This window comes from Streptomyces sp. NPDC040622, assembly GCF_055593965.1.
This window is the reverse complement of record NZ_JBVIXD010000008.1, coordinates 370,438-391,110: the sequence shown is the minus strand read 5'-3', so window position 1 is coordinate 391,110 and position 20,673 is coordinate 370,438. Positions and strand designations below refer to the sequence as shown.

At 71.7% G+C, this 20,673-nt stretch carries 17 protein-coding genes; 11 read left to right on the top strand and 6 right to left on the bottom strand.

The genetic code is table 11. The annotated features are described in order from the left end of the window. The first annotated feature begins 184 nt into the window (after positions 1 to 184). The 10 genes from ACZ592_RS24950 to ACZ592_RS24905 all read left to right on the top strand — a co-directional run bounded on the left by ACZ592_RS24950 (position 185) and on the right by ACZ592_RS24905 (position 12,994). Positions 185 to 613, top strand: a complete 429-nt coding sequence (locus tag ACZ592_RS24950; RefSeq protein ID WP_471583837.1) for a hypothetical protein — start codon at positions 185 to 187, stop codon at positions 611 to 613. 120 nt (positions 614 to 733) lie between these two features. Then, the gene (locus ACZ592_RS24945; protein WP_471583836.1) at positions 734 to 1,294 is read left to right on the top strand and encodes a DoxX family protein; all 561 of its coding nucleotides are present in this window, start codon (positions 734 to 736) and stop codon (positions 1,292 to 1,294) included. 449 nt (positions 1,295 to 1,743) lie between these two features. Continuing rightward, entirely contained in the window at positions 1,744 to 4,434 is a 2,691-nt protein-coding gene (locus tag ACZ592_RS24940; RefSeq protein WP_471583835.1) for an aldehyde dehydrogenase family protein, read from the top strand. Further along, a complete protein-coding gene (locus ACZ592_RS24935; RefSeq protein ID WP_471583834.1) occupies positions 4,431 to 6,128 on the top strand; it encodes a thiamine pyrophosphate-binding protein in 1,698 nt (565 codons plus the stop codon). Before ACZ592_RS24940 ends, ACZ592_RS24935 begins: the two co-directional genes overlap by 4 nt. Next, a complete protein-coding gene (gene fabF / locus ACZ592_RS24930) occupies positions 6,125 to 7,402 on the top strand; it encodes a beta-ketoacyl-ACP synthase II (RefSeq protein WP_471583833.1) in 1,278 nt (425 codons plus the stop codon). Before ACZ592_RS24935 ends, fabF begins: the two co-directional genes overlap by 4 nt. A gap of 11 nt (positions 7,403 to 7,413) precedes the next feature. Beyond that, positions 7,414 to 9,414, top strand: a complete 2,001-nt coding sequence (locus tag ACZ592_RS24925; protein WP_471583832.1) for a condensation domain-containing protein — start codon at positions 7,414 to 7,416, stop codon at positions 9,412 to 9,414. After that, a complete protein-coding gene (locus ACZ592_RS24920) occupies positions 9,411 to 10,658 on the top strand; it encodes an aminotransferase class I/II-fold pyridoxal phosphate-dependent enzyme (RefSeq protein WP_471583831.1) in 1,248 nt (415 codons plus the stop codon). The genes ACZ592_RS24925 and ACZ592_RS24920 overlap by 4 nt, the downstream gene beginning before the upstream one ends. Before the next feature lie 66 nt (positions 10,659 to 10,724). Continuing rightward, positions 10,725 to 10,847 carry an acyl carrier protein gene (locus tag ACZ592_RS24915; protein ID WP_471583830.1) on the top strand — a complete coding sequence of 41 codons (123 nt, stop codon included), beginning with the start codon at positions 10,725 to 10,727 and terminating at the stop codon, positions 10,845 to 10,847. Positions 10,848 to 10,852: 5 nt separating this feature from the next. Beyond that, complete coding sequence (locus ACZ592_RS24910; RefSeq protein WP_471583829.1) at positions 10,853 to 11,614, top strand: SDR family NAD(P)-dependent oxidoreductase; 762 nt, start codon at positions 10,853 to 10,855, stop codon at positions 11,612 to 11,614. 123 nt (positions 11,615 to 11,737) lie between these two features. After that, positions 11,738 to 12,994, top strand: coding sequence for an MFS transporter (locus tag ACZ592_RS24905; RefSeq protein ID WP_471583828.1), 1,257 nt, complete (start codon positions 11,738 to 11,740; stop codon positions 12,992 to 12,994). A 113-nt stretch (positions 12,995 to 13,107) separates the two neighbouring features. Here ACZ592_RS24905 and ACZ592_RS24900 read toward each other — a convergent pair whose 3' ends face one another. From ACZ592_RS24900 to ACZ592_RS24885, 4 genes are all read right to left on the bottom strand, one after another. Next, the gene (locus ACZ592_RS24900) at positions 13,108 to 14,133 is read right to left on the bottom strand and encodes an isopenicillin N synthase family dioxygenase (protein WP_471583827.1); all 1,026 of its coding nucleotides are present in this window, start codon (positions 14,131 to 14,133) and stop codon (positions 13,108 to 13,110) included. Between the two features lie 215 nt (positions 14,134 to 14,348). Next, positions 14,349 to 15,674 (bottom strand): amidohydrolase family protein, encoded by a 1,326-nt coding sequence (locus tag ACZ592_RS24895; protein WP_471583826.1) that lies wholly within the window; start codon positions 15,672 to 15,674, stop codon positions 14,349 to 14,351. Further along, positions 15,671 to 17,002, bottom strand: coding sequence for a uracil-xanthine permease family protein (locus tag ACZ592_RS24890; RefSeq protein WP_471583825.1), 1,332 nt, complete (start codon positions 17,000 to 17,002; stop codon positions 15,671 to 15,673). Before ACZ592_RS24890 ends, ACZ592_RS24895 begins: the two co-directional genes overlap by 4 nt. 209 nt (positions 17,003 to 17,211) lie before the next feature. Beyond that, positions 17,212 to 17,928 (bottom strand): TetR/AcrR family transcriptional regulator, encoded by a 717-nt coding sequence (locus ACZ592_RS24885; protein WP_471583824.1) that lies wholly within the window; start codon positions 17,926 to 17,928, stop codon positions 17,212 to 17,214. 110 nt (positions 17,929 to 18,038) lie between these two features. Between ACZ592_RS24885 and ACZ592_RS24880 the strand changes: the two genes are divergently transcribed. Next, entirely contained in the window at positions 18,039 to 19,724 is a 1,686-nt protein-coding gene (locus tag ACZ592_RS24880; RefSeq protein WP_471583823.1) for a CocE/NonD family hydrolase, read from the top strand. 61 nt (positions 19,725 to 19,785) lie between these two features. On the opposite strand, the gene ACZ592_RS24875 is transcribed toward ACZ592_RS24880, so the two are convergent. Beyond that, entirely contained in the window at positions 19,786 to 20,097 is a 312-nt protein-coding gene (locus ACZ592_RS24875; protein WP_471583822.1) for a hypothetical protein, read from the bottom strand. 98 nt (positions 20,098 to 20,195) lie between these two features. Next, the gene (locus ACZ592_RS24870; protein WP_471583821.1) at positions 20,196 to 20,615 is read right to left on the bottom strand and encodes a TOBE domain-containing protein; all 420 of its coding nucleotides are present in this window, start codon (positions 20,613 to 20,615) and stop codon (positions 20,196 to 20,198) included. Positions 20,616 to 20,673: the final 58 nt, after the last annotated feature.

The following is a 20,673-nucleotide window of genomic DNA, read 5'->3' as shown; positions in this document are numbered from 1 at the left end:
AAGTGGCCGGACTGTCGATGCCGCAATGTATCCGGTCGTCCCGGGGGCCGTCTTGCCGGTCATTGATCGGGCGGGACGCGTGCCGTGGGAAGCGGTGGCGCTCCGTACCGAAGAGGGAGCTCGGGAAGGCGTGGAAGCTGCCTGGAGCTTTACTTGAAAGTTCAAGGCCGTTAGGGTTCCCGGTATGAGCCAGAGCGGCCCGTGCCGTCCCCGTGTCGGCCGGGGCATGACGACGCGGCCGGTGCGGCCCTGGAGCGGCACCGCCCGCGCGGCGGTGCTCGCCCTCGTCTTCCTCTTCCTCGTTCCGCTGTTCGGCATCAGTGGCGCGGACGACCCCGCCTCCGTCGGACCCCCGTCCGCGCACGGCGCGAGTGCCGTCTCCGTCGCGCCCCGGGCCGACTCTCCCGTCGCCGACGAGCAGGGCTGCCACGAGGGGCAGCCGGCGGATCCGCGCGGTGCGGTGGTGCCCTGTCCCGACCAGCCGGGGTCGCCCATCCCCAAGTCGACGTCCACGCCGCCGGGCCCTGTGCACGCCGCCCCGGCCCTCGCCGGGACACCGCACGAGGACGTCGCGTCGGTCGACCTGTACAGAATCCAGATCATCAGAACGTAGACGGGTCTCTCCACCCGCAAGCCGACATGGCCCGACAGCGCCGGTCGGCGCCACTTCGCCGCGCCTTCGAGAGGGGCAGCCTCACGCGCGGCCTTCACCCCACACACAGGAGAGACACCCATGTCCGTTTTCACCGGCACAAGCACCCGAGCCACGTCCGCGCACGGCGTCGGCTCTCTTTCCGCCCCGTCCTGGTCCGGCAGTGACCTCGGGCTCCTGCTGCTGCGCTGGGCGGTCGGCCTGACCATGGCCGCCCACGGAACCCAGAAGCTCTTCGGCTGGTTCGACGGCGGCGGCCTCGACGGCGCCGCGGGATTCTTCGCGAGCAGCGGCTACGAGGCCGCGCACACCATGGCCGTGATCGCCGGGCTCACCGAGACCCTGTGCGGCCTCGGCCTCGTCGTCGGCCTGCTCACCCCGCTCGCCGGGGCGGGAGTCGTGGGCGTCATGCTCAACGTCGTCGCGGTCAAGTGGGGCGGCGGATTCTTCAGCCCCACCGGCATCGAGTTCGAACTGCTGCTCCTCGTCGCCGCCGCGAGCCTGGCCCTGGCCGGACCCGGACGGTTCGCGGTCGACCGGCTCCTGCCCGTACTGCGCGCACACCGGCTCTCCTACGGTGTGGCCGCCGTGGCGCTGGGCGCCGCAATGGCCGGCATCGTCCTGGTGACCCTCCGCGCCTGACGCCCCGACGACCAAGGGGTCCGGGGTCTCCCGGCGCCGGGAGACCCCGGACCCCACCGGGCATGCGGAAGGGCTTCGGAGTTCCGGCACCCCGCCCCAGCGAATTCCGGTCACTTTGTCGGCCATGTGGACCGTGGAATTGGCCAACCTCCGCTTCCTGCCCGTAGGTGGCGCAGCGCCGGATCCGCACTGGATCGAGTGCCCTGTTTCCTCGTAAGAGGGAAAGAATTGCGCCACGAATTCACCGGTCAGATATGGCCACTCGTCGCATCTCTTCCGTCACAGTGTCCTCAGTGACCCCACACGTGTCGCGGAGTGCCGTTGCGGTACTCGACACTGTTCTGCCGGCATGGGATAGTCGCTTTAGATGTTTCTTGTTGAACAGAACTAGGTGTTATCGCGGCCGGTGCTGTGGTGCTGTGGTTTTGTGAACGTGTACGTCCAGGAAGTTGAATACGCCCCCTGGCTACGAGGAGCGCGATTTGCCCATTTTTCGGCGCTTAATCTCGCCCGAGGGGAACATCTGGGATACGGATGAAATCGTGGCCCGCGTATTCGGTGCCACCGAACTTCTTGCACGACGCGGCGTCGAACCCGGTTCGCGGGTGATGGTGAGCGGGGTCAATTCCCCGGAATGGGTCGTCGATCTGCTCGCGCTCATTCACCTCGATGCTTCGGTGGTCCTGGCGGATCACCGAGCCGCCAAGACGCAGTTGTCGCAGATCCGCACCCGGGCGCGGGTGGTGCTCGAAATCGGCGAGGGTACGGGTGGCACCGCGGTGCCACGGTCCGTTGGGGACGCGACGGCCGTGCCCGACATGGCGAACTGGGCACGGCGTCGGGACGCCGCGATCTCCTGGTCGTCGGGGACGACGGGCAGCCCCAAAGGCATTGTCCGCTCCGGCCGCTCGATTCTGGACAACCTCACACTCAGCGCGGAACGCATGGGGTACCGGCCCGACGACGTCTACCTGCCCGTCCTGCCGTACTCCCACCAGTACGGCCTGTCGCTGGTCCTCACCTGGTGGCTGGGCGGTGGCACGCTCGTGGTCTACGGACCGGCCACACGCCTGGACCGGGCGCTCGAGGCGGGCGTGGACCACGGCCTCTCGATCGTCGACGGGGCCCCTTCGACCTACTACAGCCTGCTCAACCTGTTCGACCGCCGTCCCGCTCTGGCCCACGCCCTGGAGGCCGTACGTGCCTGGTGCGTGGGCGGCGCACCGCTGGGGCGCGACCTGGCGGCCCGGTTTCACGCCCGTACGGGCCGGCACCTGATCGACGGCTACGGAGCGACCGAGGTGGGCAACATCGCGCTGGCGCCCCCCGCCGATCCGGTCGGATGCGGCACACCGCTGCCCGGTGTGGTCCTCGAAGTCCACGACGACCACGGCAGGCCGCTTCCCCACGGCCGGCTCGGCGAACTCGTCGTGCGCAGCGAGGGTCTGATGACCGGTCACCTGGGCGAGGACGGCGAGATCATTCCGGTTTCCGGTCCCGTTCACCGCACCGGTGACATCGGCCTGCTCGACGACGCGGGACGGGTCTTCCCGATCGGGCGCAAGCACGCCGTACACCGTGACGGCCACACGCTCTATCCCGACCACCTCGCCGAACGGGCCGCGTCGGTCGGCGCACAGGCGCAGGTCGTCGCCGTCCCCGACGCGCGTCTGGGCTGTCGTCTGGTGTTCGTGATCGTGGACCCGGACGACCACGAACCTGCGTACTGGAAGCGACTGCTGCGCCCTGTGCTCGCCCGCTACGAGCAGCCCGACCACGTCATCGTGCTTCCCGCGTTGCCGCTCACGAACACGGGAAAGCCCCACCAGGCCGTTCTGGAGAAGATCGCCATGACCTCGCTGTCCGCGTCGCACCACTCGCCCGCCGACGCCACCGCGTCCGGCCCGACCGCCAGTGCGACCGACTACCGCATCCCCTTCGCCGACCGCCTCGACGCGCTCCGCGCGGTGCGCCGGTACGTGGCCGACAACGAGGACGCGGTGCTGAAGATCCTCACCGAGATCTCGCCCCACCGGACGGCCGACGCGGAGATCCGCTCGTTCCTCGCCACCCTCGACGGAGCGGAGGAGGAGATCCGTCGCGTCCGGCCCGGGTGTGTGCCTCGGGCCGCGGTCTTCATCCCGTCCAACATCCCGCTCTATTCCTACGCGCTCTACCTGCTCGTGGCGTCCCTTTACAGCGACAGGATCACCTTTCGGCCATCCTCTGAGAACAAGAGTCAGATACAGCGCCTGCACGCCCTGTTGGCGCCCGTTCACGGCTTGCCCATCGAGCTTTTCGAAGTCAGCCAGCGCAAGTTCGTGACGGGACCGGTGCGTGAGGCGGACCTGATCGTCTTCACCGGCAAATATTCAAATGCCGAGACCATCCGTGAAGGGCTGGCAGAGGATCAGCTCTTCCTCTTCTTCGGTTACGGAATCAACCCCTTCGTGATCGCACCCGACGCCGACCTTGTGCGCGCCGCGCAGGACGTCACGAACATTCGGCTCTACAACTCGGGCCAAGACTGTTTCGGCCCCGACGTCGTGTTCGCGCCGAAGGGCCGCACGGAGGAATTCGTCGAGCTGTTGTCGGGCGAACTGGCGTCGCTGCGTTTCGGACAGAATGACGACCCGGCCGTCGACTACGGCCCGATCCACTACGACTCGGCGCTGGTGAATTGCTCCGACTACCTGGTCCGTCATGCGCGTCACATCCGGCACGGCGGCCGCATCGACCTGCCGTCCCGCAGGATCGATCCGACCGTGCTGCTGTGGGACTTCGACGAGAAGATTCCCCTTGAAGAGATGTTCGCCCCGGTGTTCAACGTCGTGGCCTATCGCAGCGCGAGGATGCTGCGTGAACGATTATCGAGCCCGTACTTCAGCGAACGAGCGCTGGGCGCGATGGTTTACGGGAACGACCCGGAGACCGTGAAAGTCCTGTCCAAGCGTCACCACACCTGCGTCGACCACACATTGCTCGACGCCGAGGACGGCAACCGTCCCTTCGGCGGATTCGGGATGAGGGCCAACTACGCCGCCTACGGCGGCGAACGGCACGCCGAACCACTGCTCGTCTCGCAGGCCGTGGCACAGCACCTCCCCACAGCCGCCCCGACCACGGCGGGGTGCAAGTGACCCAGGCGAGCAGACGATACGGCGACGCGTGGTCCGCGATCGTCGGCCTGTTGGTGGCGAACGGGGTCGACACCTGCTTCGGACTGCCCGGCGACGACCTGGAGTTGCTGCGCGCCCTCGACGCGGCAGGCCTTGACCTCGTACCGTGCCGCGACCAGCGCAACGCGATGTACATGGCGACCGGATACGCGCTGCAGTCCGGTCGGCTCGCCGTCTGCGCACTGGGCAAAGGACCGGCTGTCACGCACGCGGCGACGGGGCTGTTGGAGGCGCGCGAGTCCGGTGCGCCGGTCCTCGTGCTCGCCGCCGGCGTGCCCGAACGGCGCCGGGGCAGCGGCGGATTCCAGGAACTCGACCAAGTCGCCGTGACAGCGCCCCTCGTACGGTGGGCGCACCGGGTGGGGCACCCCGACCGGGTCGTCCCCGCGACGGTGACAGCGCTGACCCGAGCAGTGGGGCCGCCCGCGGGACCCGTGTACCTGGAAATACCCGATGACGTCCGCACGGCGGAGATCCTCGCCAGCGGCCCCTGGCCGACGCTGCCCGAACCACTGGTCCTCGACCCCGTCCCCGTGATGCCCGGACCGGCCCTGGCGGCGCTCCGCGCGAGCCGGCGTCCCGTGGTGCTGGTGGGCGGCGGAATGCGGCACCGCAACGACGACGGTGCGGTCGAGCGCTTCGCCGAACGCCTCGGCGCGGCACTCTTCACCACCGCGTCCGGCCGCGGCGCCGTCGACGAGTACCACCCGCTCTTCTGCGGCGTGGCGGGCCTCTACGCCGCGGCCCCGGCCCGTGAACTGTGGTCGTCCTGCGACCTGGTGGTGTCGCTCGCCGGGCGACTCGAAGAGACCGTCGTCGAAGGCGGCACGCCCTGGCCCCCGGTCGCGGTGGTGCAGGTCAACATCGATCCGGGCGGGCTCTCGGCCGAGTTCCCCGGCCCGCGCGTGCTCGGAGACGCCCGGCACGCCGTGCTCGGCTGGTCGCGGGCGCTGGAGGAAGACCGCGAGGCCGAGCACGCGGAGCCGACCGGAGCATGGGCGGACGAGATCGCCGTCGCCCGCAAGGCCATGTCCCAGGCGGCGGAAGCGGAACTGGCCCGTGCGGCGACGCTGCCGGACATCCGCATCGCCGAACTGCTCGCCGCGCTCGACGCCACCGCGGGGGAGCGCCGCGTGCTGGTCCAGGAGGACGGGTTGCAGGACATGTGGTCCTACGGCTTCCCCTTCCGCGTCGGCGGCGGGTCCGTCGTGCCGTCGGAGCAGACCCCCTTGGGCTTCGGAGCGGCGGCCGCCATCGGGGTCAAACGGGCCGCCCCGGACCACGAGGTCACCGCGTTCATCGGGGACGGAGCGTTCCTCGCGGCCCGCGCCGACATCGCCGTCACCGCTCCGGCGCACGGAGGCATTCTGTACGTGGTGCTGTGCAACGGCGGCTACGGCTGGCTGGACGCCGAACGCGCCCGCCTCGGACTCGACGCCGAGCGCTACCCGTTCACCCGACCCGGCGCGCCGCCGCCCGTGGTGGACGGGCCGGACATCCACTGCCGCGTGCTGAGCGACAAGGCCGCCCTGACCGACGAGATCCTTGCCGCGCGACGGTTCTGTGCGCAGGGAGGCACAGCCGTCCTGATGGTGCCGGTCACCCCCGACGACATCCTGCCGGCCCTCCGCGACGCCGGGGTGGTCCCCCAGTGACGGACACACGGGAGAGGGGGGACGCCAGGCGCGACCGGGCCCCGCGGCAGGTGATGGTCACCGGGTACGGGGCCGTGACGCCGCTGGGCCACAGTGTCCAGGCGACCTGGACGGCGATGCTGGCCGGGCGCAGCGGCATCGACACCGTGGACGCGATCGACGTGACCGATCTCGGCGTACGGATCGGCGGCCAGGTCCGCGCGTTCACCCCCGGCCGCTACATGCCCCGGACGGTCAGCCGCCGCGCCGACCCGTACGCGCAGTACGCCCTCGCCGCCGCGATGGAGGCTTGCGAGCACGCCGGACTCGTCGTCGACGAACACCTGGCGCCGCGGACCGCCGTGATCATCGGCAGCGGCTACGGTCCGGTGGGGTCGATCTACCGCGCCGCGAACACGCTGCGCGACAAAGGACCGCGGGCCATCAGCCCATTCACCCAGGTCACGACCGCCATGGACAGTGCCGCCGGCGAGATCAGCATGCGTCTGGGCACCCAAGGACCCAGCCGTGCCCAGAGCACGGCGTGCGCCAGCGGCGCCGACGCGGTGGGTGCGGGAATGCGCATGATCAGCCACGGGGAGGCCGACATCGTCCTCGTCGGCGGCGCCGATGCCTGCGTGACCACCGTCGACCTCGCGGGCAGCGGCAACGCCGGCGCGCTGTCCAGGCGCAACGACGCCCCGACCGCCGCGTGCCGCCCCTTCGACGCGCATCGCGACGGGTTCGTGATGAGTGAGGGAGCCGCCGTGGTGGTGTTGGAGGCCGCCGAGGTGGCCGCCGGGCGAGGGGCGACGCCCCTGGCCGAACTCACGGGTTACGGAGCGAGCTCCGACGCCCATCACTGGACGGCCCCGCATCCGCAGGGCCGGGGCGCGTGCCTCGCCGTCGAGGCGGCGCTGCGCGATGCGGGGATCGCGGGGGCGGACGTGGACTACGTCAACGCGCACGGCACCGGAACGCTGCTGAACGACGCCACCGAGACGGCCGTCCTGCGCAAGGTGCTCGGGGACCGGGTCACCCGGATCCCGGTCAGCTCCACCAAGTCGATGACCGGGCACATGATCGGGGCCGCCGGAGTGGTCGAGCTCGTGGCGTCGATCCAGGCCCTGCGCACGGGTGACGTCCCGCCGACGATCAACTGCGACGAACCGATCGACCCCGGCATCAACTTCGTACCGCACCAGGCGCAGCACCACGAGCGTCTGCGGATCGCTCTGAGCAACTCGTTCGGCTTCGGCGGCCACAACGCCGCTCTCGTGGTCCGAGCGGTATGAGGACCCCGGCCGTGCATCGCCTTCCCGAACCGGCCCCGGACGCCGGCACCGTCATCCGCAGCGGGCCGCTGACCTGGGTCCAGCAGTGGCACTGGTTCGAGCACACCATCCCCTCACCCCGGCGGGTGAACCCGACGCCGCTCGCCGACCACTGTCACGTGCCGCCCTCGGCGACCGTCGCCGACGTCCACAGGGCGCTCGCGGCCCTCACCGCCCACCACGAGGCGCTGCGCTCCACCGTCGGCCCGCTCCGACCGGTCCAGCACGTGCACCGCGCGGACTGGGCCCCGTTGCCGGTCGACCGCGTCGACGTCCCCGCCGTCGATGCCCACACCCTGGAGGCCGCCACGGCGGCGCTGGCCGCGCGGCCGATCGATCCCGAGCGGCACCCGCCCTGGCTCGCCAGGGTGCTCCTCGAGGCGGGAAAACCACGTGCGGTCCTGATGGCCGCCCATCACGTGCTGATCGACGGATGGGGCCTCGCGGTACTGCTCGGCCAACTGCACGACCGACTGCGCGGCGACGACGTACCGGCGCAGACAGCCGTGCACCCGCTCGACACGATCACCGCCCAGCCCTTGGCGCGTGCCCGCGCGGCGGAGCGCGAGTGGCTCATGCGGTACGCGAGCAACCCGACCGGCGTGCTCGCCCCGTTCGGCGGGACCCACGACGGTGCGGGGCGCCACCGCCTCCAGCACCGCTCGGTACGCGCGTACGACGACCTCGGCCGCGTCGCCCGGCGCCATCGGGTCAGCCCGGAGCTCGTCGTGCTCGCGGCGCTGGCCCACGACGTCGCCACCCGTACCGGCGAACACCGGTTCCTCGCCTCGGTGGTGGTCTCCAACCGGGCCCGGGCCGCCCTGCGGAGCAGCATCGGCGTGCGGGCCCTGACGGTCCCCGTACAGATCGACCTCCGACCGGGCGCTGTGTTCGGCGAGGTGGTGGCCTCGGTCGCCGCCGCCTGCGCGGCGGCCTACCGGCACGGTCAGTGGCGCCCCGCGGAGCTGGTCGCCGCCCAGACGCGCATGGACCGCCGCCGCGGTGTCGTGACCGTGCCCACCATCGAGTACAACTGCTACTCGTGGCCGCGTGACTACCTGGTCCCCGCGCAGGACCCGCCACCGGGCGCATCCGCCACCTGGATCCGCAGCGCGCCCGACGAGCCCTGCGACACGCTCTACGTCGACCTCGGCCTCGACGAGGGTGCCGTCGCCCTCGATGTCACCGTCGGCGATCACCTGCTCGACGCCCGGCAGGCCCTGGCCCTGCCCGTCCGCCTCTGCTCTCTCCTGCGCGAACTCGCCCACGGCGCCGACTGCCCGGTTCCGGCCCGCTCCCTGGAACCGGCCGCCGCCGGCTGGTGGCGCGCCCCGCAGGGATGGGTGCGCCGGGCCACGGTCGAGGACGTGCTGCGCGGCCATCCCGGCGTGCTCGACGCGACGGTGGTGCCCAGTGGGGACGCGGCGGCGGAGGGTGCGGGAGACGCGGCGGGGGAGGCCGACGGACGGCACCTGGTCGCGTACACCCGCACCGCCCCTGATGTCACCCCCGCCGACCTGCACCGCCACGTCCTGGACCACCTGAGTGAAGTACCGGGGCTCGTGGCCCCGGGCCGCTACGTCCTGGCCCCGGCCGGCGCCGCGTCCGCCCGCCTGCCCGACCGGTCCCGCACCGCCACCGGCGACACGGAGATCCTGCGGATCCCGTCGCGCGTGCCCGCGACGGACGCCGAACGGGCCCTGGCCGCCGCCGTGGTCGCCGCCGCCGTCGGCCCCGATGGCCTGCCGAACGGTTCCCTCGACAGCCCCGACGCGGTGGACATGAACCGCTGCCTCGCCGACCACGGAGTCACCCTGGTCGCCATCCCTCGCCTGCTGGCGCTGCTCCACCGGTCCGGATTCACCGGGATCGCGTCGGACGAGCTCGCCGGAACGGCCTCGCTCGGCCACCTTGCCGCAGCCGTGGAGCCCTTGCCGCCCCGCGCCCCTCGTGGAGGAGAAGCCTCACCATGACCGCGTCCCGCACCGCCGCACCGTCCGCGGACCGCCTGGCCCCGTGGGCCTTCGAGGCCTTCGTCGAGGCGAACACCCACGACACGGCCTACCGCCCGCCGGTGGTGGACGGTCCCGTCGGGCCGACCATCGTCCGCAGCGGCCGCGAGCTGGTGAACTTCGCCAGCATCAGCTTCCTCGAACTGGAGCGCCACATCCCGGTACAACGGCACTTCGCGGAGGGCGCGCTCGCCCACGGCCTGAGCACCAGCGGATCCAGGATGACCCAGGGGATCTGCCGCCCGCACCAGGTCCTTGAGGAGACGATCGCCCGGCACACCGGCAAGGAGCAGGCCCTCACCTTCGCCACGGGGCTCCTGGCGAACATCGGGTTCGTCCACGCCATGAGCAGTTCCGCGCACTTCGACGCCGGGATCGAAGTGAGCAATCACGACACCGTCTTCGTCGTCGACCGTGACGTCCACTGGAGCATCTGGAAGGGCCTCGAAGGACTCGGCTACGGCCGCAAGGTCCACGCGTTCCGGCACAACGACGTCCTGGACCTGGCACGCATCCTGGAGCGGGTCAGGACCCGCAAGACCGTGGTGATCGCCGAGAGCATCTACTCGGCCGACGGCACCATGGGCCCGATCGTGGAGATCCTCGACGCGTGCGACCGCCACGGCGCCATCAGCATGATCGACGACGCGAACGGCTTCATGGTGTACGGGCCCGAGAACCGTCCCTACGCCCGGGAGGCGGCCGCGATCCGGGAGCGGGCCGACTTCGTCATGGTGTCGCTGTCGAAGGCCATCGGTCTGGAGGGCGGTGCGATCGCCGGCCCCGCCGCGGCCATCGACGCCTTCGAACTGCTCTCCGGCACCTCGATGTTCACGGCCGCCATCCAACCGCCCACCGCTCACGCCGCCACGCGCACGATCGACGCCCTCGCCGGAAACCCGGAGATCGTCGACGACTACCTGGCGCATGCCGCCCGCTTTCGCCGACAGATGCACGACGCCGGCACGCCGACGACGCCGACCGAGTCCTACATGCTGTCGGTGCCGATCGGGAACGACGCCGCCGCCCTGCAGATGCGGGAGTGGTTCGTCGAGGACGGCTACCTCGTCCCCGTCTTCTCCTACCCGGCCGTCTCGCGCAACCAGGCACTCCTGCGCCTCTTCCCGCACGCGGGCCACACCGAGGAGCAGATGGACGGCTTCCTGCGCACGCTGCTCACCTACCGACAGCGCCTCGGGGTCTGACGTCGGTCCGCGACCCACCCAGACCCAGAAGCCCCAGCCCCCGAAGTCCCGGAAGGAGAGCCCGTGATGGAGTTCATGGAGATCACCGCGGCGGTCGAGGACAGGCTCGGCGCGCGGATCCCCGACGACCGGGCCGCGGAGTCGACCACCGTCGGCGCTGCGGTGCACCGCGGCGCAGGACGCCGGTGACCGCCATGACCGTACTCGACCGCTTCCGGCTCGACGGCCGCGTCGCCGTGGTCACCGGCGCCTCCTCCGGTCTGGGCGTGGCCTTCGCCACCGCGCTGGCCGAGGCGGGCGCCGACGTCGTGCTCGGGGCGCGGCGCGCGGAGAGACTGGAGGCCGTGCGCACGGCCGTCGAGAAGCTCGGCCGCCGGGCCGTGGCCGTGCGGACCGACGTCGCCGAGCCGGCGGACTGCCGGGCGCTGGTCGACGCGGCCGTACGGGCCTTCGGGCGGGTGGACATCCTCGTCAACAACGCCGGGATCAGCAGCGAACACCTGGCGACGGAGGAGACACCGGAGCAGTTCCGCGAGGTCGTCGACATCAATCTCAACGGCTCCTACTGGATGGCCCAGGCCGCGGGCGCGGTGATGCTGCCCGGCAGCTCCATCGTCAACGTCTCGAGCATCCTCGCGCTGGTCACGGGCGGTCTGCCGCAGGCCGCCTACTCGGCGTCGAAGGCCGGGATCCTCGGGCTCACCCGTGACCTCGCCCAACAGTGGACCCCCGGCAAGGGCATCCGCGTGAACGCCCTCGCGCCGGGCCTCTTCACCTCCGGGATGACCGACGGCTACGCCGAGGGCTACCTCGACGCGGTGCTGCCGAGGGTGCTCACAGGGCGCATCGGGGACCCGGAGGAGCTCGCAGCGGCACTGGTCTTCCTCGTCTCCGACGCGGCGTCCTACATCACCGGCACGACCCTGACGGTCGACGGAGGCACGCACATCGCCTAGTGACGCGCAGCCCGGCCCTTGTGGCAGAGCAACACCTCCCACCGGATTCTGTGAGCGGATGCGCATGTCGACGATCAGTGAGCGACACGGCCGGGTCGGTGTCCGCGCCCCGGGGAGCCGGTCATGACGACGGAGCCGACCGCGCGTTCCCTTCCGCGCGAACCGCTCGGCGATCCGCACCTGCGCCGCCTGGTCGTGGGACAGGGCCTGGCGGCCGTGGTCGACGCGCTGTTCCTGATATGGCTCACGCTCTTCGTGCTCGAACTGTCGGAACCCGGGAGGACCACGGGGTTCGTGCTGGTGGCCGCGGCGCTGCCGCGGGCGGCGCTCCTGCTTCCGGCCGGAGTGCTGGTCGACCGCCTCGGCCCCGCCCGTGTCGTGGCCGTCGCCTCCTGGGCGCGGGTCGCCGTCCTGCTCGCCCTCGGCGCCCTGGTCACCTTCACCTCGCCGACGGTGACGACGCTCGCGCTGCTCGCCGGGCTGCTCGGCGCCGCCGATGCCGCCTACTTCCCCGCGGCCCTGGCCGTGCTGCCCGCCGTCGTGCCGACCGGGAAGCTCGCCCGGGTCAACGCGCTGGTGCAGGGCGCGGAGTCGGGAGGCGATCTCGTCGGCCCCGCGGTGGCCGCCGGAGTCATCGCCGCGATCGGCTTCGACGCGACGCTCGGCGGGATCGCGGTGCTGGCCGCGATGGCGGCCGTCGCCCTCGGCACGCTCACCCGCGTGGTGCGACGTGGCGGGGGTGCCGGGGACGACGCCGGTCAGGACGCCGTCGACGGGGAGCGGCTCAGCAGTGCTCGTGCCCTCGGCGCAGGCTTGAGATACGCCTGGGGCGAACCGCTGGTGCGAGGGATGCTGGCAGCCGTCGCCCTGATCAACATCGCGGTCGTGGGCCCCGTGATCGTGGGCGGCGCGGTGCTCGCCGATCAACGCCTCGGCGGCGCGGGATCCCTGGGGATCGTGCTGTCCGGCTTCGGTGCCGGTTCCCTGGCCGGTTCACTGCTGGCCGGGTGGCGTCCTTCCACCCGGCGCGGCCGGACCGTGGTCGGCGGGGTCGCCGCGATCGGCGCGGGGGTGGCCGGACTCGCCGCCGTCACCCATGTCGTCGCCGCGACGGCGGTCGTCTCCCTCGTCGGCCTCGGGTCCGCGTTCCTCGGAGTGGTCATCGTGGCCACTCTTCAGGAGCGCGTGCCCGAGCATCTGCTGGGCCGGGTGCTCAGCCTCGTCGTCCTCGCCACGGTGGCGTTCGACCCGTTCTCCTACGTGATCGCCGGCGTCCTGCTCCCGTACGGTACGACGACGCTGTTCCTGGTCTGTGGCGGCGCCGTACTGGCGTGCGCGGCGCTGGTCGCCGCGAGTCCGGCGATCCGCTCCCTGCGGTGACGACGACGATCGCCGGTCATCCGCCGACCGCCGGGCCCCTGACACCGCTGGGCCCCTGACAAGCCCCACCGCCCGCTCGGTCGGCGGCTCCGCCCCTCGTGGACACCCTCACGTCACCCCTGATCGGCCCGTCCAAGGCCAATCTGGCGAACGAAGTTCGCGGCGATGCGTTGCTGGATGTAGTCCGCGGCCGTGATCGGCGGATAGCGGCCCGCGGGCCCCTCGATCACCACGTCACGGTCGGCCTGCGCGAAGAACGCGATGCTGTACCGGGCCGACCGGTCGTCGTCGGGGCCCGGTGACGTGACCCGGTGGAAGTTCGAGGGGAGGCGGTCGTCGCTCCACCGCATCAGCATGTCCCCGACGTTGCAGGTGATCACGGTGTCGGCCGGTTCGACCGGCGTCCACTCCTGCGCGTCCGCCTCCTTGCCCGGGCACACCTGCAGCCCGCCCTGCCCGTCGCGCTGGAACAGCAGCGTCAGACAGTCGAAGTCCGTGTGCGCGCCCGCACGCCAGACGTCCGTGGGGGTCTCCGCGCCCCCGGGTACGTCGGGTACGGCGAAGTAGTGCAGCATCCGCAGCGTCGACTGGTACTGATCGCTGGACGGGTCGTGGGCGCACGCGAAGAACCCGTCGGGCAGGCCCAGCTTGTCGGCGAAGCAGGACAGCACGCGCAGCGCAAGCTCCCGGCACCGTGCTTCGAACGCGAGCGTGCGCTCCCGGAATCCGGGCAGCGCGTCGTGCGGCCACAGCCCGTCCATGTGCGGCCGGGTCACCTGGTACGACTCCTTCTGATCCGGCGTCCCGATCGACGGACGGACCTGCGTCCTGGACTCCCAGCCCGAGTTGAGCCCCTTCTTCAGAGCGTGCCGTGCCTTGGTCTCCCGCGGCAGGGCGAAGAACCGCTCGGCGTCGGCGAACGCCGCGTCCACGAGGTCCTGATCGATGCCGTGGTGCACGAGCTGGAAGAATCCGATGTCGGTGGCGGCGGCCCACAGCTCCTCGGTGATCTCGGCCCTGCGGGCGTCGAAGTCAGTGAGGTCGATCCTGCGGATCTCCCGGGCGGATGTCTCCGTACCGGCCCCGCCCATGCGGGTCTCCTTGACCAACTCGGCCATGCTGTACGTCGTTTCAGTCATCGCGGCTGTCGCTCCTCGAAGCGATCGTGGGTTCTCGGGACGCAGTCACCGCCCCTGCGCTCCCCACCACGGACGCTCACAGGTCCGTGGGCACGGTCGCGGCGGCACCCCTTCGCGGGTCCGGCGCCGTGGGCTGGCGCGGGCCCCGGCGACCCGGGGCCCGCACGCGATGCGTTCAGCCTGCCCCGCGCGTGTTTCCACCGGTGATCACGGTGTTACGCGGCGGTAAAGCCGAGGCCGGTGGCCAACTCCCGTGACGGCAGCCGGACATGCTCGCCGTCCCGTACCAGAACCTCGCCGCCGACCATGACCGCGGCCACCGTCCGGCTGCTCGCACACGTCAGCAATGTGGCCCCAGGATCGGCTACGGGAAGGCAGGCGTAGTCCCGCTCGAACCGGTGCAGCACGAGGTCGGCCGCCATCCCGGCCTGGACGCCGTCCGGGCGTTCCTCCAGGCCGAGAACCCGGTTCGCGCCGTTGGTGGCCAGCGCGAACATCTCGCGGAACCCGAACAGATCGGCCTTGCGGTGGGCGGCCCGTTGCAGGTACGCGCCGATGCGCAGCGCCTCGAGCATGTCCTGGGTGTCGTTGCTGGCCGCGCCGTCCACGCCGAGCCCGACCCGCAACCCGGCGGCCAGCATGTCCGGCACCGGAGCGATCCCGCTGCCGAGCCGCATGTTGCTGAGCGGGTTGTACGAGATGCCGACCCCGTGCCGGGCGAGCGTGGCGCGGCCCGCCGCGTCGAGCTCCACACAGTGCACGGCCAGCAGCCGCTCCCACAGGAACCCGGCCTGCTCCAGATAGGCCACGGCGCCGACTCCCGCGTGGGCACGGCACATGATGTCGTCCGTCGTCGTCTCCAGAAGGTGCAGCGAGACGGGCAGCCCGCGCTCGTCCGCGTAGCCGCGCACGGCCGCCATCCCTTGCGGGGTCAGACACCGCGGATTGGGCACGGCGACACCGACGTCGACCCTGCCGCCCCGCGCCGCCGCGATCAGCTCGTCCGTGTGCGCGAGCGCCTCCTTCAGAGGCTGCATCAGCCGAGGGTCGAAGCCCCACCTGCGGCCGGGGTCCGCGCGGTCGGCCACGCCCCGGCACAGCACCGCCCGCACCCCACTGTCGCGCAGCGCCCGCAGTACCGCGTCGTGCACTTCGGGGGACGGGTGCGGCCACATGTGCTCGACGAGGGTGGTGGTGCCGCTGCGCAGCGCTTCGGCCGCGGCGGCGGCCGCGGTCGCGTAGGCCCGCTCGGGGGTGAGCCGCACCGCCTCCTCGCCGACGGCACTCAGCCACGCGAGCAGGGGCAGGCCCTCGCCGATGCCGCGCAGGCCCGCCTGGAAGAGGTGCGTGTGCGTGTTGACGAAGCCGGGGACGAGATGGCCGCCGGCCCCCTCCAGAACCCGCGGACCGCGGGGGAGCCGACCGGCAGGTACGACCGCGCTGACGCGGCCGTCGGCCAGGTGGACGTCCGTCTCGGCGTGCCAGCGGCCCGTACAGAAGACGGTGACGTCGGTGATCGTGTCGATGTCGGTCGTCGTCATCGGGCGTGGTCCTTCCGGAGCCGGGGTGTGTGGTGGAACAGCAGGTTGAGGGCGAAGGCGACGAGGCCGGTGACCGCGATGCCGCTGTCCAGGACCGTGCGGGCGTACGAGGGCAGCGGCGCGTAGAAGTCCGGGGCGCCGACCGGGATCATCCCGAGCCCGAAGGCGAGCGCGGCGGTCAGCAGGTTGCGGGAGTCGGTGAGGTCGGCGCGGGCCAGGATGCGCAGACCGACCGCGCCGACCATGGCGAACATGACGAGCGAGACGCCGCCGAGGACCGGCCCGGGCACGGCGGCGACGGCCGCCCCGAACATCGGCACGAACGCGAGCACCACCATCAGCAGGCCGGACAGCGCCGCGACATGGCGGCTGTGCACCCGTGTCACGCCCACCAGACCCACCGACTGCCCGAACGTCACGACGGGGAAGGAGGCGAGGGCGCCCGAAGCCGTGGTCGCCACGCCGTCCGCGCGCAGCGCCCGCACGACGGTGGGCCCGTCGTCGCCGCGCCCGACGATCTGTCCGACGGCGAGCGTGTCACCGACGGACTCGACCATGTTCACGAGCTGCACGACGAGCATCGCCGCGATCGCGGGAACGACGAACGTGGGTGCCCCGAAAGCGGTCGGGTCCGGGGCCGTCAGCGCGTGCGCGTCCCGCATGCCCGAACCGTCGAACAGGCCCAGCGGCAGGGCGAGCACGGTCCCCGCGGCCAGGGCGACGAGCACCGAGAACCGGGCCACCGCGGGCGGCGCGAGGCGCTCCACCAGGACCACGAGCAGCACGGTGACTCCGGCCAGGGCGAGCCCGCGCCCGCCGCCCGCACCGTGGCCGCCCGTGACGAGCCCGGCCGCCGACGGCACCAGCGAGAAGCCGATCACAGCGATGACGGTGCCGGTCACCAGCGGCGGAAACAGGTGCAGCCACCGTCCGAACCACGGCGCGGCGGCCAAGGTCACCAGGCCTGACACGATCGTCGCCCCGAACACGGCGGCGAGACCATGCTCCCTGCCGATCAGCACGGCGGGCGTGATCGCGGTGAACGTCGAGCCCATCACGATCGGCAGCCGTGCCCCGACCCGCCTCACACCGAGCGACTGCAACAGCGTGGCGAGGCCGCCCACCAGCAGATTGGCGGCGATGAGCAGGCGTATCCGGTCCTCGGGCAGGTGCAGCGCGGTGCCCACGAGCAATGGCATCGTCGCCATGCCCGCGTAGGCGACGAGCAGGTGCTGCAGGCTCAGAGGCACAAGGCGGCGCAGCGGCGGCCGGACGTCGACGGGATGTGGGTCCGGCGCGGGTGCGACGGCACGGGTGGACACAGCCATCGTTCCTCCCTGAAAGCTCGGCGGAAGACGGCTGGTTAGCGCGAGACCGGTGAACTCCTGCGCGCACGCCGGCCGTTGCAGCCATGACCGGTGTGCAGGTGACCGTAGGGACGGACTGTTTCCCCCAGGTTGCCGGCAGGAATCCCGTGCATTCCGTGCTCCTGGGAAGTGCCGCGGGCGGGACGCGGGCCGGCGGCACGTGCGTGGCGTCAGTCCGTGTCGATGCCGTCGATCAGACGGTTGAGGAACCGGGTGAAGGTGGCCTCGGGGGTGAGGGGGCGCCCGGCGGCGGCCAGGGCTTCGGCGAGTTCCGGGTGGCGGCCGTCAGCGGCGACGGCGGCGAGGTAGCGGGCCTCGGCCGCGGCCCGGTCCGGTGACCGTGAGGCCGCGGCCTGCGCGATCTCATGGGCGGCGTGCCCGGCCACGAAGGAGGTGAGCTGGGCGAAGACCTCGAGCTTCGCCGCGCCGTCAAGACCGGTGGGTCGCAGGACGGCGAGCACGTGTTCCAGGAAGGCCAGCGTGTTGGGGCCAGGAACGCGGCGGGTGGACAACGCGGCGGGCAGCCAGGTGTGGCGCAGCATGTGGGCGCGCTGCAGGTGCGCCACGGTCTTCAGATCGGCGCGCCAGTCCCCGCCGGGCGGCTCCGTGACCGTGAGTTCGCCGCTGACGTGGTCGACCATCAGCTCCAGCAGCGTCTCCTTGTCGGGGGCGTAGCTGTAGAGCGACATGACGCCCGCGCCGACCTCGGCAGCCACCCGCCGCATGGTGACCACCTCCAGCCCTTCCGCGTCGGCCAGGGCGACGGCGGCCGCGGTGATCGTCTCCCGGCTGAAGGACGGCCTGCGGCCACGCCGGGGCTCGGCGGGACGCAGCCAGAGCTGTTCGGGACCGACGCCCACGGCGTCGGACGTTCCGTCACTGGGCACGGTTTCCTTCTCCTTCCCCGACTTCCCCGACCTGCTGGGCGATGGCTCTTGCCAAGGTCATCCAAGCATCCTCTATTCTCGTACGTAGTACGAGAATAGAGGAGGGGACGATGACATCACGCACGCCCGACGTCGTGGCCGGACCGGCCTGGATGCCGCCCGCCGGAAAGCCGCCGCTGTCCGCACGGATGATGAGGGCGACCTGGCGAGGTCTCCCGGACAAGCGGTACGAGGCCGGCTGGGAGCCGGGTCTGGTGGTGCCGGCCGCCGACGGCAGCCCGTTGATCACGGACCACTACTTCCCGCGCGCCCAGGGCGACTTCCCGACCCTCTTGGTCCGCTCGCCCTACGGCCGAGGGCTGCCGTGGTCGCCTCAGTACGGCCTGCTCTTCGCCGAGCAGGGCTTCCACGTGATCCTGCAGAGCTGCCGCGGCACCGGCGGTTCGGGCGGCGCGTTCGACCTGTGGCGCAACGAGACCGCCGACGGCCGGGCCGCGGTGTCCTGGCTGCGCGAGCAACCCTGGTTCGACGGGACGCTGGGGACCGTCGGCCCCAGCTACCTGGGCTACACACAGTGGGCCCTGGCCCAGGCCCCGCCGCCGGAGCTGAAGGCCATGGTGGTGCAGGTGGGGCTGCACGACCCCCACGCCCTGTTCCACGCGGGCCGTGCGCTCCGCCTGGAGAACGCCCTCGCCGTCGGCATGGGCATGACCTACCAGCACCAGGGCATGGCGCCGTTCCTCAAGGCGACGCTGCGTCTCCAGCGCCGCCTGCGTGACGTCATCACCGCGCGGCCCCTGCGCGGGGCATACGTGTCGGCCCTCGGGAGCCGACTGCCCTGGCTGGACGACGTGATGGCACACCCTGATGCCGAGGACGCCTACTGGCGCGGCGCGTCGATGGCGGGGTCGGCGGACCGGCTGGGCGTGCCCACGGCTCTGATCAGCGGATGGCACGACGCGCTGGTCGACCAGACCTTCGAACAGCACGACCGGCTGCGCCGGGCCGGATGCGAGACCGCCCTGCTCGTCGGCCCCTGGACGCACACCTCGGCCCTGCAGCAAGGCTGGGCCGAGGTATTCACCGAAAGCCTCGCATGGCTGCGCGCCCACCTGTGCGCCGACCGCTCCGGCCTGCGTCCCACCGCGGTGCGTGTGCACATCGGCGGCGACGACTCCTGGCGGGACCTCGACGACTGGCCGCCGGCCGCGGCTGCCACCCCGTGGTACCCCATCGCCGGCGGGCAGCTCACCCAGCAGGCACCCGCGGACTCGGCGCCCGTGGCGGCATTCCGCTACGACCCGGCCGACCCCACGCCCTCCCTCGGCGGCCCGCTGCTCTCCCGCACCGCCGGTCCCCGCGACAACGGCACGCTGGAGGCACGGGACGACGTCCTGACGTTCACCGGACCACCGCTGACCGAACCCCTGGACATCCTGGGTGCCGTCTCCGCACGGCTGAGCATCTCGACGGACACCGGACACGCCGATGTGTTCACCCGCCTGTGCGACGTGGACCCGCAAGGCCGGTCCGTCAACATCTGCGACGGGTTGGGTCGGCTCAGGACGGCCGGACAGGCGTCCTCGCAGGTCACTGTGGCGATGAGTTCCACCGCTCACCGCTTCCTCCCCGGCCACCGCGTCCGCTGGCAGATCAGCGGAGGCGCCCACCCGCGCTACGCCCGCAATCCCGGCACCGGTGAGCCGCGGGTCGCGGCCACCACGTACACACCGTCGCGCATCACGCTTCACACGGACTCGGCCCTGGTGCTTCCCCACGGCTTCGTGCCCGCGTAGACCGTCAGCCCTCGGGGAGAGGCCGATGAGCCGGGGTGTCCGTCCCGGCTCGCTCCTCGCCTCAGGCCCCGACAAAGGACTTGTCGAGCACGCCGCCCATCGCCCCGTAGACGCTGCAGCGGACAGAGTGCCGGGCCCTGCGGCGGAGCCGGAACCCCACGATGAAAGACAGTGCGAAGAGTCCCACCAGGCCCACCGCCGCGACTGGCGCGTACAGGAAGAACACGAAGCACGCGACGCCGGCCCAGACCAGGAGCGGCAGGAGAGAGCCGCGCAACACGGCCCGGAACGTGACCAGTTCGGGAGCGTTCGGCAGGGCACGTTCATGCCACACCGAAATGTGGTTTCTGGTCACACAGTTCTTACGCAGCATGCCGCCATGACATCACGGGCCCGTGAGCCCGGTCGACACACGCATGAGCGGGCCCCGCACCAGTGAGCACGCGGGGCCCGTCCGTGTATCCGGGGCGATCAGGCCGTGGCGAGGGAGATCTCCGTCGACTTGACCAGCGCGACCACCGACGTGCCTGCGGCGAGTCGCAGGTCGGTGACGGCGTCCTTGGTGATGGCGGCGGTCAGCTCGCCGCCCTGGACGGTGACCTTGACGGAGGCCATGGCGCCGCCGGTGGCCACGTCGGCGACGGTGCCGGGGAACTGGTTGCGGATCGAGAGGCCCTCGACCGGGCCGGTGGCCAGGGCGACCTCGGTCGACTTGATCAGGGTGCGTACCTCGGAGCCCTCGGCGATGCCGAGCTCCTTGACCGCCTCCAGGGTGATCGCGGCGATGATGTCCTGGCCGCCCTCCAGGCGGACCTTGACGGTCGCCATGACCTCGCCCGGAGTGACGGCGGTGACGATGCCGGAGATCTGGTTGCGGATGGACAGGCTCATGGAGAAACGCCTCGCAGGTGGTAGCGGGTGGGCATTTGTCAGGCTTTGGGGGTCTGTG